This window comes from Bradyrhizobium sp. USDA 3315, from assembly GCF_054056795.1.
This window is the reverse complement of record NZ_JBSRYP010000001.1, coordinates 2141102-2154874: the sequence shown is the minus strand read 5'-3', so window position 1 is coordinate 2154874 and position 13773 is coordinate 2141102. Positions and strand designations below refer to the sequence as shown.

The 13773-nt window shown below is 67.5% G+C and carries 10 protein-coding genes; 7 read left to right on the top strand and 3 right to left on the bottom strand.

Going from position 1 to position 13773, the window contains the following annotated elements:
- The first annotated feature begins 75 nt into the window (after window positions 1-75).
- The 6 genes from ACVIYL_RS09960 (at window position 76) to ACVIYL_RS09935 (ending at window position 9017) form a co-directional block, all read left to right on the top strand.
- Complete coding sequence (locus ACVIYL_RS09960; protein ID WP_456778412.1) at window positions 76-2220, top strand: ATP-binding protein; 2145 nt, start codon at window positions 76-78, stop codon at window positions 2218-2220.
- Window positions 2221-2594: 374 nt separating this feature from the next.
- Window positions 2595-4646, top strand: coding sequence for an ABC transporter ATP-binding protein/permease (locus ACVIYL_RS09955; RefSeq protein WP_456778411.1), 2052 nt, complete (start codon window positions 2595-2597; stop codon window positions 4644-4646).
- A gap of 30 nt (window positions 4647-4676) precedes the next feature.
- Window positions 4677-5534, top strand: coding sequence for an FkbM family methyltransferase (locus tag ACVIYL_RS09950; RefSeq protein ID WP_253605548.1), 858 nt, complete (start codon window positions 4677-4679; stop codon window positions 5532-5534).
- A gap of 186 nt (window positions 5535-5720) precedes the next feature.
- Window positions 5721-6107, top strand: a complete 387-nt coding sequence (locus tag ACVIYL_RS09945; protein WP_310883311.1) for a VOC family protein — start codon at window positions 5721-5723, stop codon at window positions 6105-6107.
- A gap of 109 nt (window positions 6108-6216) precedes the next feature.
- A complete protein-coding gene (locus ACVIYL_RS09940; protein WP_225163158.1) occupies window positions 6217-6450 on the top strand; it encodes a hypothetical protein in 234 nt (77 codons plus the stop codon).
- A gap of 230 nt (window positions 6451-6680) precedes the next feature.
- Window positions 6681-9017 carry an OmpA family protein gene (locus ACVIYL_RS09935; protein WP_456778410.1) on the top strand — a complete coding sequence of 779 codons (2337 nt, stop codon included), beginning with the start codon at window positions 6681-6683 and terminating at the stop codon, window positions 9015-9017.
- 257 nt (window positions 9018-9274) lie between these two features.
- Here ACVIYL_RS09935 and ACVIYL_RS09930 read toward each other — a convergent pair whose 3' ends face one another.
- Window positions 9275-11032 (bottom strand): alkaline phosphatase, encoded by a 1758-nt coding sequence (locus ACVIYL_RS09930; protein ID WP_456778409.1) that lies wholly within the window; start codon window positions 11030-11032, stop codon window positions 9275-9277.
- A 111-nt stretch (window positions 11033-11143) separates the two neighbouring features.
- Window positions 11144-11509 (bottom strand): nuclear transport factor 2 family protein, encoded by a 366-nt coding sequence (locus ACVIYL_RS09925; protein ID WP_456778408.1) that lies wholly within the window; start codon window positions 11507-11509, stop codon window positions 11144-11146.
- A 96-nt stretch (window positions 11510-11605) separates the two neighbouring features.
- Here ACVIYL_RS09925 and ACVIYL_RS09920 point away from each other — a divergent pair, with 96 nt between their 5' ends.
- Entirely contained in the window at window positions 11606-12193 is a 588-nt protein-coding gene (locus tag ACVIYL_RS09920; RefSeq protein WP_092087858.1) for a TetR/AcrR family transcriptional regulator, read from the top strand.
- Between the two features lie 168 nt (window positions 12194-12361).
- Here the strand turns inward: ACVIYL_RS09920 and argG are convergent, their stop codons facing one another.
- Window positions 12362-13699 (bottom strand): argininosuccinate synthase, encoded by a 1338-nt coding sequence (gene argG / locus ACVIYL_RS09915; protein WP_456778407.1) that lies wholly within the window; start codon window positions 13697-13699, stop codon window positions 12362-12364.
- Between the last annotated feature and the right edge of the window lie 74 nt (window positions 13700-13773).

Below are 13773 nucleotides of genomic sequence, written 5' to 3'. Positions count from 1 at the left end.
CCGCGCCCGGCGGCGCCGTTTCGCTTCCTCCCGCGCAACGGTTTGCGTTATGGTCCGCGCGGAGCCGGAGCGCCCGTGCAGACCGCACAACGCAATTCGCTGAGACTGTTGCAATGGATGATGGCCGCCGCGCTGGCCCTTCCGCTGGCGCTGTTCGTTTTTGCCTCCGCAATGTCCTGGATCTCGACCAGCGAGGCCGCCAACCAGGAGATCCAGCGCACGCTCGATGTCGCCCATGAGCACGCGCTGAAGGTGTTCGAGACCATCGATCGCGGCCTCGCCGAGGTCACCGAGGTCGTCCGCGGCATGGGCGATGCCGATATCGTCGCGCGCGAGAAGAGCCTGCACCAGCGGCTGCGCCAGGTCGCCATGGCGCTCCCCCAGGTGAAATCGGTCTGGGTGTTCGACGCCAACGGCCGTGCCCTCGTCAACAGCCTGGTGCAGCCGGCCCCCGACGTCGACTTCTCGGACCGGGATTACTTCCGGATCCATGCCCAGGGCGACATCGGCACCTATATCGGCGAGGTGCTGACGCCGCGGCCGCCCTATCTGGGCTCGCGGTTCTTCAGCGTCGGCCGGCGCCGCAACGGCGACGACGGCAGCTTTGCCGGCGTGATCCAGGCCTCCGTGCTTCCGGAATATTTCGAGAATTTCTACGCCAGGATCGGCCGCGAGCCCGGCAGCTTCCTGGCGCTGATCCGGACCGACGGCGCCGTGCTGGCGCACTTCCCTGCCGTTGACCACGATGTCCGGTTCGAGCCGAACGGCCCGCTCGGGCGGCAGATCGTCGCCAATCCCGAGGCCGGGACGATGACGATCCAATCCCCGGCCGACGGCATCGAGCGGCGCATGCGCTACCAGCGGCTGGCCGGATACCCGATCTATGTCAGCGCCGGCCTCGAAACCTCGGCGATCCAGTCGCGCTGGAGGTCGACCATGGCCCAGCACCTGATCTTCGGGATCCCGGCCACCGCCCTGCTGTTCGGCCTGCTCGCGCTCGCCTTCCGGCGAACCCAGCGCCTGCAGGAGGAGGCCAACCGGCGCATCGAGGCCGAGGAGGCATTGCGGCACGGCCAGCGGCTCGAGGCACTCGGGCAGCTCACCGGCGGCGTCGCGCACGACTTCAACAACCTGCTCACCGTGATCCGCGCGTCGGTCGACATGTTACGGCGGCCGGACCTGCCGGAGCCGCGGCGGCAGCGCTACATCGATGCGATCTCCAACACCGTGAACCGTGCCGCCAAGCTGACCAACCAGCTGCTTGCATTCGCGCGCCGGCAGACCCTCAAGCCCGAGGTGTTCGACGCCTGCCAGAATGTCCGCACCCTGAGCGAGATGATCGCAACCCTGATCGGCGTGCGCATCGAGATCACGGCGCAAGTGCCGGACGAGACCTGTCTCGTCAACGCCGATGCCGGCCAGTTCGAGACCGCCATCATCAACATGGCGGTGAACGCGCGCGACGCCATGGACGGCGTCGGCCGGCTCACGATCGCGGTCCGCGCCGTGGACAGACTGCCGTCCGCGACCAGCACGGCGCCGAACTCGCCCGGCGATGTCGCGGTGTCGGTGACTGACACCGGCGTCGGAATCCCGCAGGAGCTGTTCGGCCGCATCTTCGAGCCGTTCTACACCACCAAGGAGGTCGGTCACGGCACCGGCCTCGGCCTGTCGCAGGTGTTCGGCTTCGCCAAGCAGTCCGGCGGCGAGGTGACCGTCACCAGCGAAGTCGGCAAGGGTGCGACATTCACGCTGTATCTGCCGCGCGTCGTCGGCGGGCATGGCGCGCGAACGCCGCGCGCCGACGACACGCCCTCGGTCGATCGGACCGGCGCATCGGTCCTGATCGTCGAGGACAATGCCGAGGTCGGAAAGTTTGCCGCGGACACGCTGATCCAGCTCGGCTGCACCTGCGTGCTGGTGGACAACGCCACCCACGCACTGGAGGAGCTCGCCGTCGACGCCGACCGGTTCGACCTGGTGTTCACCGATGTCGTGATGCCCGGCATGAGCGGCATCGAGCTTGCGGAAGAGATCCGCCGGCAGCGCCTCGATCTGCCGATCGTGCTCGCCTCCGGTTACAGCCAGGTGCTGTCGCAGCAGGGCAGCGGCGGCTTCGAGCTGCTGCAGAAGCCCTATTCGGCCGAGCAGCTCGCGCGCGTGCTGCACAAGGCAACGCGCTCGCGCCGGCTGAAGCGCGATCAGGCGCCGGCGGGGTGAGGTAGTTGCGCGGCACATCTCAAGCACGCTCTCGTCCTGGCGAAAGCCAGGACCCATAACCACCGCAGTTGATTGGGAACGGGATCGCGGCTCCAGCGCCGCGCAACAATTGGCATTCGGGGTAATGGGTCCTGGCTTTCGCCAGGACGACGGTGAGGATGAGTCGCAATTCAAGATATCAAACAGCGCGGTATCATCACCCGCGCATGCTGGGGAGAATGAGAGTCCACAGTTGCTTCCCAGGCGTCGTCCCGGCGAAAGCAGGGAGCCATACGCCGCGGCGGATGTTGTGGCGGGGACTCGTCGTTGCAATACACGCAGCTGACCGCCGGTCCCAGTGCGGAACCGGGTAATTTGCCTGGCGTTATCGTGCCATGGGCAAAGCTGAGGCAAGATCCAAATCGTCGGACGGGCCGTCGTCGGCCAGGACTTCATCGTCCCGGAAAGCGAGCGCAAAGGCGGCCGATCAAGAGCGCAAGGATCCCGCGCCAAGCGAAGCTGACGAGAAGTCGGAATTCGTCGAGGTGATCGCCGAGAACGGCGACGATGTCGAACCGCCGCCGCCGGAAATCGTCGAACCCGATCCCGAATTGTCGGCCGAAGAGGCCGAACAGGCGCGCAAGGACTATTTGCTGACGCGGTTCTGGATCAGCGCGCGCGGCTATTGGGGCCGGAGCGGCGACCGGCTGGCGTGGCTGTTCACGATCGGCCTGCTGCTGCTGATCGTCGCCAATGTCGCCGTTCAGTACGGCATCAATGTCTGGAATCGCGCGATCTTCGATGCGATCGAAAAGCGCGACGCGGCCAGTGTCTTCCACCTGACGGCCATCTTCTTTCCGCTGGCGATCGGCAGCGTGCTGCTGGGGGTCGCGCAGGTGTTCGGCCGCATGGGCATCCAGCGGCGCTGGCGCGCCTGGCTGACCAACGCCGTCGTCTCGCGCTGGCTGACGAACGGCCGCTACTACCAGCTCAACCTCGTCGACGGCGATCACAAGAATCCGGAGTACCGGATCGCGGAGGATCTGCGGATCGCGACGGATTCTCCGGTCGACTTCGTCGCCGGCGTGACGTCGGCGCTGCTCTCGGCCGTCACTTTCATCGTCGTGCTCTGGACCATCGGCGGCGCGCTGACGGTGACGCTCGGCGGCTCGTCGATCAGCATCCCGGGCTTCCTGGTCATTGCCGCCATCATCTATGCGGCGATCGCGTCGGGCTCGATCACGGCGATCGGCCGCAGCTTCGCGCAGATCTCCGAGGACAAGAACCAGGCGGAAGCGGAATTCCGCTACATCCTGACCCGCGTGCGGGAGAATGGCGAAAGCATCGCGCTGCTCGGCGGCGAAACCGAGGAGCGCGACGGCATCGACAAGACGTTCTCGAACGTGTTGCGGCAATGGGCACGGCTCGCCGGGCAACACATGCGCACGACGCTGGTGTCGCAGGGGTCGAATCTCATTGCGCCGGTGGTACCCTTGCTGCTGTGTGCGCCAAAATTCCTCGACGGCAGCATGTCGCTCGGTCAGGTGATGCAGGCGGCCTCGGCCTTCACCATCGTGCAGACCGCGTTCGGCTGGCTGGTCGACAACTATCCGCGGCTCGCCGACTGGAACGCCTGCGCACGGCGCATCGCCTCGCTGATGATGTCGCTTGACGGGCTCGAACGCGCCGAGACCGGCGACGGCTTCGGCCGCATCGAGCGCTGCGAGACCGAGGGCGAGGCCATGCTGAGCCTCAACGACCTTTCCGTCACGCTGGACGACGGCACCGCCGTGGTCGGCGAGACCGAAGTGGTGATCGAACCGGGGGAGCGGCTATTGGTCGCCGGCGAATCCGGCACCGGCAAGAGCACGCTGGTGCGCGCCATCGCCGGCCTGTGGCCGTGGGGCGGCGGCAGTGTCGGCCTGCACGCGGACCGCCGCCTGTTCATGCTGCCGCAAAAGCCCTACGTCCCCTCGGGCACGCTGCGGCGCGCGGTGGCCTATCCCGGCGCGGCGGAGGACTGGAGCGTCGATGAGATCAGCTGTGCCCTGCACAAGGTCGGCCTCGACCATCTCAAGGACAAGATCGAGGAGGACGCGCCGTGGGACCAGACCCTGTCCGGCGGCGAGAAGCAGCGGCTCGCCTTTGCCCGACTGCTGCTGCACACCCCCGACATCGTCGTGCTCGACGAGGCGACGTCCGCGCTCGACGAGAAGAGCCAGGACAAGATGATGGAGACGGTGACGACGGAACTGCCGAAGGCGACCATCGTCAGCGTCGCCCACCGCGTCGAGCTCGAAGCGTTCCATAGCCGCAAGATCGTGCTGGAGCGCCGCAAGGGCGGCGCCAAACTGGTCAGCGACGTCGATCTGATCCCGCGCAAGGGTAAGCGAAGGCTGCTCGGCCGCTTCCTGCGGCAACGGCAGGCAGCGGGCAAGGCGGCGTAACGGGCGTTGGCGCTGCCGGCAAAACCGGCTATGCATGCCGCGCTTTTGACGAGGCCATGCGTGATCCCGAGCAACGACATATCGCCGGCGCCGTTCGGCGCCTTCGCGCCCAATGCGGCGCAGGCCGCCATCATCCGCCTGGCGCATGGCTCAGGATTGAAGCGCGGCGCATTCCGGCCCTGGCTGTCGAAACTGGTCAATCTGTTCGGCGCGGGTCCGCTCGACGTGACCTATCAGGGCGCATCGTTCCGCTTCTATCATCAGCAAAGCGCGACCGAGCGCGGCGCGCTGTTCAATCCCGATTACAACCTTGAAGAACTCGCCTTCCTGCGGGCGCATGTCGGCGCGGATGGCACCTTCGTCGATCTCGGCGCCAATGTCGGCACCTATGCGCTGGCGCTGGCGCGCGATGTCGGGCCCGGTGGCAGGGTGATCGCGATCGAGCCGCATCCGGTGACGCATGCGCGGCTCAAGTTCAACACCCAGGCCTCCGGCTTTCCGCAGGTGCGCCTGGTTGCGGCGGCTGCCGGCCCGACCGATGGCGAACTGATGATCGAGACCGACGGCGACAATCTCGGCGCCAGCCACATCGTCACCGGCACGCCGACGGGCAAGGCGTTCAAAGTGCCGTCGCTGCGGCTGCAACGCATCCTCGACGAGGCCGGAGTGAGCAAGGTCGACGCGCTCAAGATCGACGTCGAGGGTTTCGAGGACCGCGTGCTGATCGGCTTCTTCCGCGACGCGCCGCAGTCACTGTGGCCGCGCGCGGTGGTGATCGAGCATCTGTCGAAGGACGAATGGACCGACGACTGCATTGCGGACATGCATGCGCGCGGTTACGTCGAGCAGGGCCGGACGCGCAGCAACACGCTGCTGGTACGGAGTTGACAGCCCTGTCTTCTCCTTCCCCCTGAAAGGGGGAAGGTCGGGATGGGGGTCAGCCGCAGGAACGGTGCCTGCGAAGAGAGCAGATTCCCACCCGCTTTGCTCTCGCGAGCAAAGCGACCTCCCCTTTGCAAGGGGAGGTGACACGAGAACGCGGATGCAAGTGCATCACAACAAGGGAGGCTCGCGATGATCGACCATATCGGCTTTTCTGTCTCCGACTATCAACGCGCGAAGGCGTTCTACCAGACGGCGCTGGCGCCGCTCGGCTACGGCCTGATCATGGAAGTGCCTGCGGAAGTGACCGGGCACGCGCCCGCCGCGGGCTTCGGCTCCGACGGCAAGCCGGACTTCTGGATCGGCGGCGAAGGCGCGATGAACAAGCCGGTGCATATCGCCATCACGGCCAAGGACCGCGCCACCGTCGATGCCTTCTACAAGGCTGCGATGGCGGCCGGCGGCCGCGACAACGGCGCGCCCGGCATTCGCGCGCATTATCACCCGAACTATTACGGCGCATTCGTGCTCGATCCCGACGGCCACAATATCGAGGCGGTCTGCCACACGCCCGGGTGAAACATCGGAACGCCGCGGCGCGCGATCCGTTGTCGCTTCGAACTTCGATGGAGCGATCAATGCGCGCGACGCGATCTGGCATCGGCAACCGCCGCGGGGCCTCGATATGATGCCGATCGAGCCTCCCGAGATTCCGCCGACGACGCCGGGCACACCGAGCGAACCGCCGCCGGGAATTCCGCCCGGCAGTCCGCGCCCCGAGATTCCGGAGCCGGTGCGCGAACCCGGCGAGCCGCCGCGACCGGACGAGTTGCCTGGCAAGACACCTGACGAATCACCGGTGCGCGGACCGCCTGGACCGTCCGGCCCGCCACCTGCGACAGATCGACTCGCCGGCCGATGAGTCGCTCTTGCGCCCAAGTTCCACATCGATCGCAAATGTGTCGGCGCGTTTCTTCTGAACGCGCGGTGAACAATCACACACGCAACCCGTTATAATGTCGAAATAAACTTCGCCGATGATTCGTGGCTCGCCACAATCCGGCCTAACGGCTGGCGGTTCATCGTCCTGCCGAATTGTTCGGTTCTCACTTTGCTTTCCTGCCCAGACTTTCCGCCGGGGACTCCTAGACAATGACAAAGCTTCGTCTCGTGCTGCTTGCCACGACTGCGCTGACGGTGATGCAATTCGCCACCTCAGCGTCGCACGCCCAAACTTCGCCTCTTGTCGTCGCACAGGCGCAGCAGAAGGAAGAAACCGGACCTGACGGAAAGCCGAAGGCGCGGCCGGCGCCGGGTGCGCCGGGTGCTCCCGCACGTCCCGCACCGCCGGCCGCAGCACCGCATCCGCAGGCGCCACCTCCCGCCGCGGCACCCGCGCATCCCGCTCCGCCGGCCGCAGCACCCGCGAAGCCGACCCCGCCTCCAGTACCTGCCCGGCCCGAGCCGCCCGCAGCTGCACCGGCAAAGCCGACGCCGCCTCCGGCAGCCGCACCGCATCCGGCACCGCCGCCGGCTCCCGCACGGCCCGAGCCGCCTGCGGCGCGCCCGACGACACCTCCGCCGTCGGCTGCTCCCGCACATCCCACACCGCCGCCGCCCGCGGCCGCACCCGCGAAGCCATCGCCGGCACCGGCACGGCCGGAGCCGCCCGCAGCAGCGCCTGCGAAGCCGACCCCGCCACCGCCGGCGGCCGCCCCCGCACATCCGACGCCGACGCCACCGCCGCCGGCCGCAGCACCGCAGCGACCCGGCACGCCGCCGCCCGGCGCAGGACCCGCGCACACGCCGCCGACGCCGGCGCCCGGCGCCACGCCGAATGCCGCGCCGGCAGCACGTCCCGGCACCCCGCCCACGGCGGCAACGCCGACTCCGACGCCCGCAACGCCAGGAGCTCCGACAACGGCGCCGGCCGAACGCCGCCCCGGCGATCGTCCGGGTGGCGAACGCGGTGAACGCCCTGGCGGCGCCAAGCAACCGCCGGGCACCCCGCCCGCGGCGACTTCAACGCCCGCGCCTTCGGCAACGACAACGCCGCCGGCAGCAGGGGCACGACCGGGCACGCCGCCCGCCGCGACAGCTCCCGGTGCGACACCGACGCCGACACCTCCGGCAGCCGGCGCACAGCCCGCGCGTCCAGGCACCCCGCCTGCCGCAACAACGCCTCCGGCACCCGGCGCGACGCCGACGCCACCGGCGCCAGGTCAGCAGGGACGTCCGGCGACACCGCCCGGAACACCGGCAACCCCGGGCGCGGCAATGGGCGCGCCCGGCGCGGCCCCGGCTCCGGGTCAGCCGGCAGCACGTCCGGGCGTCGCGCCCGGCGTATCCCCAGCCCAGGGCGCAGCTATGGGCGCGCCGGCACCGTCGGTCGTCCCCGGCTCGGCCGCCGCAACGCCGCCGCCCGGCCGCGCGCAATATGCGCCGCCGACGGTTGCGCCCGCCTTCCGCGCCGCGCCTGCCGTCGCAGCGCCGCTGCCGCCGCCACCGCGGCATGACAACATCAAGCCGCTCGCGATCGGCGCCGCCGTCGGTGCCGGCGTGGTCGCTGGCGCCATCATCGGCGGCAGCATCGCCGACCTGCACAGCCAGCGCCAGGAGGTGGTCGAAGGCGGCCGCACCATCTACACCGAGCCGGACCGCGTCATCATCCGCGATCCCGGCGGCCAGGCCTATGTGCGCGGCGACGACGTCTATCGCTTCCGCTATGGCGCGCGCGACATCCGCACCGAGACGATCGGCGGCGAGACGCGGACGGTCGTGGTTCGTCCCGACGGCAGCGAGATCATCACCGTGGTCGGCTCCGACGGCCAGATGTTGCGCCGAATCCGCAGGGATACTGGCGGCCGCGAGGTCGTCATCATCGACAACAGCTATCGCGATCCGCGCGCAGTCGGTGGTTTCTATGTCGACGCCCCGCCGCCCGTGGTCAACATTCCCTACGATCGCTACATCGTCGACGCGCAGGACGCGTCGCCCGACGTGATCTACGAGACCATGGAGGCACCGCCGGTGCAGCGGATCGAACGGCGCTACTCGCTGGACGAGATCCGCTACAGCCCCAATGTCCGCATGCAGATGCCGAGCATCGACGTCAACACGATCAACTTCGACTCCGGATCGTGGACCATCCCACCGGACCAGGCGGCGAGGCTGCAGGTGATCGCCGACGGCCTCAACCGAGCCATCCAGCGCAACCCGCGCGAGGTGTTCCTGATCGAGGGCCACACGGATGCGACCGGCAACGACACCGACAATCTGTCACTGTCGGACCGCCGTGCGCAATCCGCCGCCGAGCTCTTGACGCAGCAGTTCGGTGTGCCGGCTGAGAACCTGACCTCGCAGGGCTATGGCTCTCAATATCCGAAGGAGCAGACCGACGGACCGAGCCGCATCAACCGGCGCGTCACCGTCCGCCGCATCACCCCGCTGCTCAACGGCGGCACCGCCTCGGCCGCGCCGCCGCGCTGAGCCGGCGCGACATCACGATACGAAATGGCCGGGAGCGATCCCGGCCATTTTTGTTTGTTCTCCTTCCCCCTGAAAGGGGGAAGGTCGGGATGGGGGTCAGCCGCAGGTGACGGTGGCTGCGGAGAGAGCAGATCCCCACCCGCTTTGCTCTGGCGAGCAAAGCGACCTCCCCTTTTCAAGGGGAGGTTGGAGAAGCGTCGCCCCCGCAAGCGGGAGAGGTACAGCGGGTATGCTGATCGACCCAATCTCATCATTCGTTACTTCCCCGCACCCAGTCCCAGCGCCTCGACCATCACGCGGAACACTTCGGTGTTGTCCATCGAGCCGTGGACGCGCTCGCTGCCCGGGCCCGTCGCGGTGAGAATGACGTCCTCGCCGGAATGCACGCTGGCGCCGATCATCGCCGGCAGATTGCCGAAGCGCAGCACGACGCCGGGGACATCCTTGTACTTGTCATTGGCCTTGAACGTGTCGGGCTGGTCGCCCTTCACGGTCGGCTCGTTCGGATCGTCGAGTTTCGGGCGGAACGTCTCGTAGTGATCCGGCAGGCTGGCGGAGAAGATTGCAAGCCGCCGGCTGACATCGACCCTTGACGGATAACCTTCGGCGTCCGGCGCCGGATAATTCGGGAACCCGGCTTTCTCGTAGACACCGACGCGCTCGCGCAGCGGCACGTTGGGTGTCGCCGCCATGTCGTCATTGATGGTGCCGACCAGGCTGTTCGGATGGTTGTGATCGGCCACGACCAGGATCAGCGTGTCGTCGTTGCGCGCTTTCGCCCAGTCCTTTGCCAGCCGCACCGCATTGTCGAGCATGATGGTGTCGTAGACCGCGCGCTCCATGTCGAGCAGATGGGCGTATTTGTCGATCAGGCCGGACTCGACCATCAGGAAGAAACCGGCCTCGTGCTTCGACAGCACCGTGAGCGCGGCCTGGACCTGCTCGGTCAGGTCCGGCTGTTCGGGGAATTTCCTGACGCCGCCGCCCCTCAGGAACTTGCGGTCGAGCGCGCCGTCCATGTTGCCGGCGGCGAACAGGCCGAGCAGTTGGCGGGTGTCCGGTTTGGCCGCGAGCGTGGCGAGTTCGCCTGCGGTCGTCGCGACCGGATAGCCGGCGTCGCGGAAGCGCGCGAGATAGTCGACATCGTCCTTGCGTTTCGATCCGGACGCGGATTGCGGCAGGAAGTTCGCGGAGCCGCCGCCCATCAGCACGTCGGGCTTCGCGTCGAAATATTGCGCGACGATCGCGTCATAGGCGGCGCGGCGGCGGATATGCGCAACCATCGCCGCCGGGGTCGCATCCTCGACCTCGGTGTTGGTGACGATGCCGACCGCGAGGCCCGCCCGGCGCTTGGCGAGGCTCGCGATGGTCTCGACCCTGGGATCGTCGAGCGGATCGGGCGTGCGATCGGCGTAAACGCCGAACGCATTGACCGCGGCCTTGTGGCCGGTGGCGTAGGCGCTCGCGGCATTCGCCGAATCGGTGATGATCGAGTCCGAGCCGGCGGTCGCGACCAGCGCCATATGCGGCATGTCGTCGATCGCGAGCTTGCCGCGGCTCTTGCCCTCCGCGATTCCCTTGGAGAGGATTCGCGCGGCGACGCGATGCGACGGCGACATCCCGTCGCCGATGAACAGGATCACGTTCCTGGCCTTGCGTGCCCCGGTGTCGTAGACGGTCCAGGTCACGGTCCGGCTCTGCGTGCCGTCACTGACTTCGACGGCGACCTGCCCAGGCTTGACGAGCGAGACATCGCGCAGCAACAGCGCCGACTGCTCCCGGCCGGCCTCGTGCGCGGTGAATGTGCCGCCCTGGCCGAACACCGCGGCATAGTCCGCGCCGTTCAGCGTGACCTTGAGCTTTGCTTGATCGACCAATTCCGGAAGCTCGACCTTGAAGTCGAATTTGGCGCCGACGAGGATATCGGCGCGATCGATCGGATAGATCGTCTGGGCGAACGCCGGCGCTGCCGACAACGCCAGCGTGACGGCCATACCGGCAACTTGCTTGATCATGATCGATGCTCCGCTCTCGCGCATCATGCGCATCGGAGCGGAGGCTAGTTGCGGCGGATGACGGCGCAATGAGGCGCGCCGGGGCGTATTGCCGCAAGGGCCGGCGCGATTTCAGCGCGCCATCTGCTGCGGATCGTAGAAGAAGCGCTCTTCGACCAGCTCCTCGTCGCGCCAGGTCTGCCAGGCGACCTCCTCCATGCTGCGGACCTTGCCGTCCTTGCCGGTGAATTCGAAGCGCCAGCAGATCGCCGAATGATCGCCGTCGAGCAGGAGCGGCCCGAGCCGCGTGGTCTTGACGCCGGCGACCGCCGCCAGCACCGCCGCCTCGCGCGCCGCCAGCGCCTCGCGGCCGACCCGCCACTCGCCGTCATTCTCCTGGGTGCGGGCATCGACCGCGTAGAAGTTCCTGATCGCGCCGACATGGTCGTTGGACTCGACCGTGTCGGCGAAGGCTTGCAACGTCTTGAGCGAAGGCATAAGCACTCTCCATTTACCGACTGATAGTCGGTATTTATCGACCAAGAGTCGGTAAGTCAACTGGCGCGACTACGGAACCCGGGCTAGAGATGGATGATGGCAACCCAGGCCGAACGGCGCGAGAAAACCAGAGCCGCCATCGTCAAGGCGGCGCGGCGCATTTTTGGCGAGCGCGGCTTCGCCGCTGCGACGATGGACGACATCGCCGCCGGCGCGCGTGTCGCCAAGGGCGCGGTCTATCATCACTTCGCGACCAAGGAGGCGGTGTTCGAGGCGGTGTTCGAGCAGGTGTCGATCGACCTTGTTGCCGATCTCGACCGCATCTCGCGCGCCGAGAACGATCCGCTGGCGGCGATGGCGGCGGGCACGCAGGGCTATTTCGCGGCGTGCTCGAAAGGCCCGACCGGCCAGATCATCTTGCGCGACGGCCCCGCCGTGCTCGGCTGGGAACGCTGGCGCGAGATCGACGCCAAGCATTTCGGCGGCAAGTTTCCGCGCGCGCTGGCCGCCGCGATGGATGCCGGCGTGATCGCCAGGCAGCCGATCGAGCCCCTGGCGCGGCTGCTGCTCGGCGCGGTGACGGAGGCCGCGGTTGCGGTCTCCGCGGGGCCGGATATCGGCAAGACCGGCACCGATTACGCGCGCGCGTTCCGCTCGCTGCTGGATGCGCTCAGGATGAAGTAGGCAGGCCTCTCTCCCCACGTCGTCCCGGCGAAGGCCGGGACCCATAACCACAGGGAGGAGTCGTGGAAGCGCGCTGGAGCACCAGCGTGCTTCATAACCATGGCCGGTGGTTATGGGTCCCGGGTCGCGCTTCGCTTGCCCGGGACGACAAGGCGAGAGGGTGCCGCCTCAGTCCTTGTCGTTCTCGAGCTGGAAGATCTGCGAGCCTTCGCCGCTCGAGATGAGGCCAGCCTTGTTGTACAGGCCTAGCTTGGCGCGGGTGTCAGCAATGTCGAGGTTGCGCATCGTCAGCTGGCCGATGCGGTCGGCCGGTGTGAAGGCGGCGTCCTCGACCTTCTCCATGCTGAGCCGCTCCGGCGCATAGGTCAGGTTCGGGCTCTCGGTGTTTGATATCGAGTAGTCGTTGCCGCGGCGCAGCTCGAGCGTCACCTCGCCGGTGACGGCGCGCGCCACCCAGCGCTGCGCGGTCTCGCGCAGCATCAAGGCCTGCGAATCGAACCAGCGGCCCTGATAGAGCAAGCGGCCGAGCCGCATGCCGCTGATGCGGTACTGCTCGATCGTATCCTCGTTGTGGATGCCGGTGACGAGGCGCTCATAGGCGATGTGCAAGAGCGCCATGCCCGGCGCCTCATAGATGCCGCGGCTCTTCGCTTCGATGATGCGATTCTCGATCTGGTCGCTCATGCCGAGGCCGTGGCGGCCGCCGATCGCATTGGCCTCGAGGAACAGCGCGACCGGATCGGCAAACGTCTTGCCGTTCAGCGCGACCGGCTGCCCCTCCTCGAACCGCACCACGACCTTCTCGGGCTTGACGTCGCAGTCGGCGCGCCAGAACGGCACGCCCATGATCGGATTGACGATGGTGATGCCGCTCGCAAGGCTCTCGAGATCCTTGGCCTCATGCGTCGCGCCGAGCAGATTGCTGTCGGTCGAATAGGCCTTCTCGGCGCTCATCTTGTAGGCGAAGCCTTGCGCGGTCATGAAGGCCGACATCTCGGCGCGGCCGCCGAGCTCGTCGATGAACTGCTGGTCGAGCCAGGGCTTGTAGATGCGCAGGCTCGGGTTAGTCAGCAGGCCGTAGCGATAGAAGCGCTCGATGTCGTTGCCCTTGAAGGTCGAGCCGTCGCCCCAGATGTTGACACCGTCCTCCTGCATCGCCGCGACCAGCATCGTGCCGGTCACCGCGCGGCCGAGCGGCGTGGTGTTGAAATAGGTGATGCCGCCGGTCGAGATGTGGAACGCGCCGGACTGGATCGCGGCGATGCCCTCATGGACCAGCTGGGTGCGGCAATCGACCAGGCGGGCCTTCTCGGCGCCGAAATCCATCGCCTTGCGCGGGATCGCGTCGTAGTCGGCCTCGTCGGGCTGGCCGAGATTGGCGGTATAGGCGAAGACCTTGGCGCCTTTCAGCTTCATCCAGAGCAGCGCCGCTGAGGTGTCGAGCCCCCCCGAGAACGCGATGCCGACTTTTTCGCCAGTGGGCAGGCTTTTCAGAATCGTACTCATGGGACGGTCCAATCGGTCGAAATCGGTGGTGATTACGCAGGGCGAATATCAAATTTCCGGAGCCTGGGCACGCC

Coding starts and splice junctions, on each gene's coding strand:
- argG (WP_456778407.1), bottom strand. CDS start 13,699: ATGAGTACGATTCTGAAAAGCCTGCCCACTGGCGAAAAAGTCGGCATC.
- ACVIYL_RS09945 (WP_310883311.1), top strand. CDS start 5,721: ATGATCGACCATATCGGCTTTTCTGTCTCCGACTATCAACGCGCGAAG.
- ACVIYL_RS09930 (WP_456778409.1), bottom strand. CDS start 11,032: ATGATCAAGCAAGTTGCCGGTATGGCCGTCACGCTGGCGTTGTCGGCA.
- ACVIYL_RS09955 (WP_456778411.1), top strand. CDS start 2,595: ATGGGCAAAGCTGAGGCAAGATCCAAATCGTCGGACGGGCCGTCGTCG.
- ACVIYL_RS09925 (WP_456778408.1), bottom strand. CDS start 11,509: ATGCCTTCGCTCAAGACGTTGCAAGCCTTCGCCGACACGGTCGAGTCC.
- ACVIYL_RS09940 (WP_225163158.1), top strand. CDS start 6,217: ATGCCGATCGAGCCTCCCGAGATTCCGCCGACGACGCCGGGCACACCG.
- ACVIYL_RS09935 (WP_456778410.1), top strand. CDS start 6,681: ATGACAAAGCTTCGTCTCGTGCTGCTTGCCACGACTGCGCTGACGGTG.
- ACVIYL_RS09950 (WP_253605548.1), top strand. CDS start 4,677: ATGCATGCCGCGCTTTTGACGAGGCCATGCGTGATCCCGAGCAACGAC.
- ACVIYL_RS09920 (WP_092087858.1), top strand. CDS start 11,606: ATGGCAACCCAGGCCGAACGGCGCGAGAAAACCAGAGCCGCCATCGTC.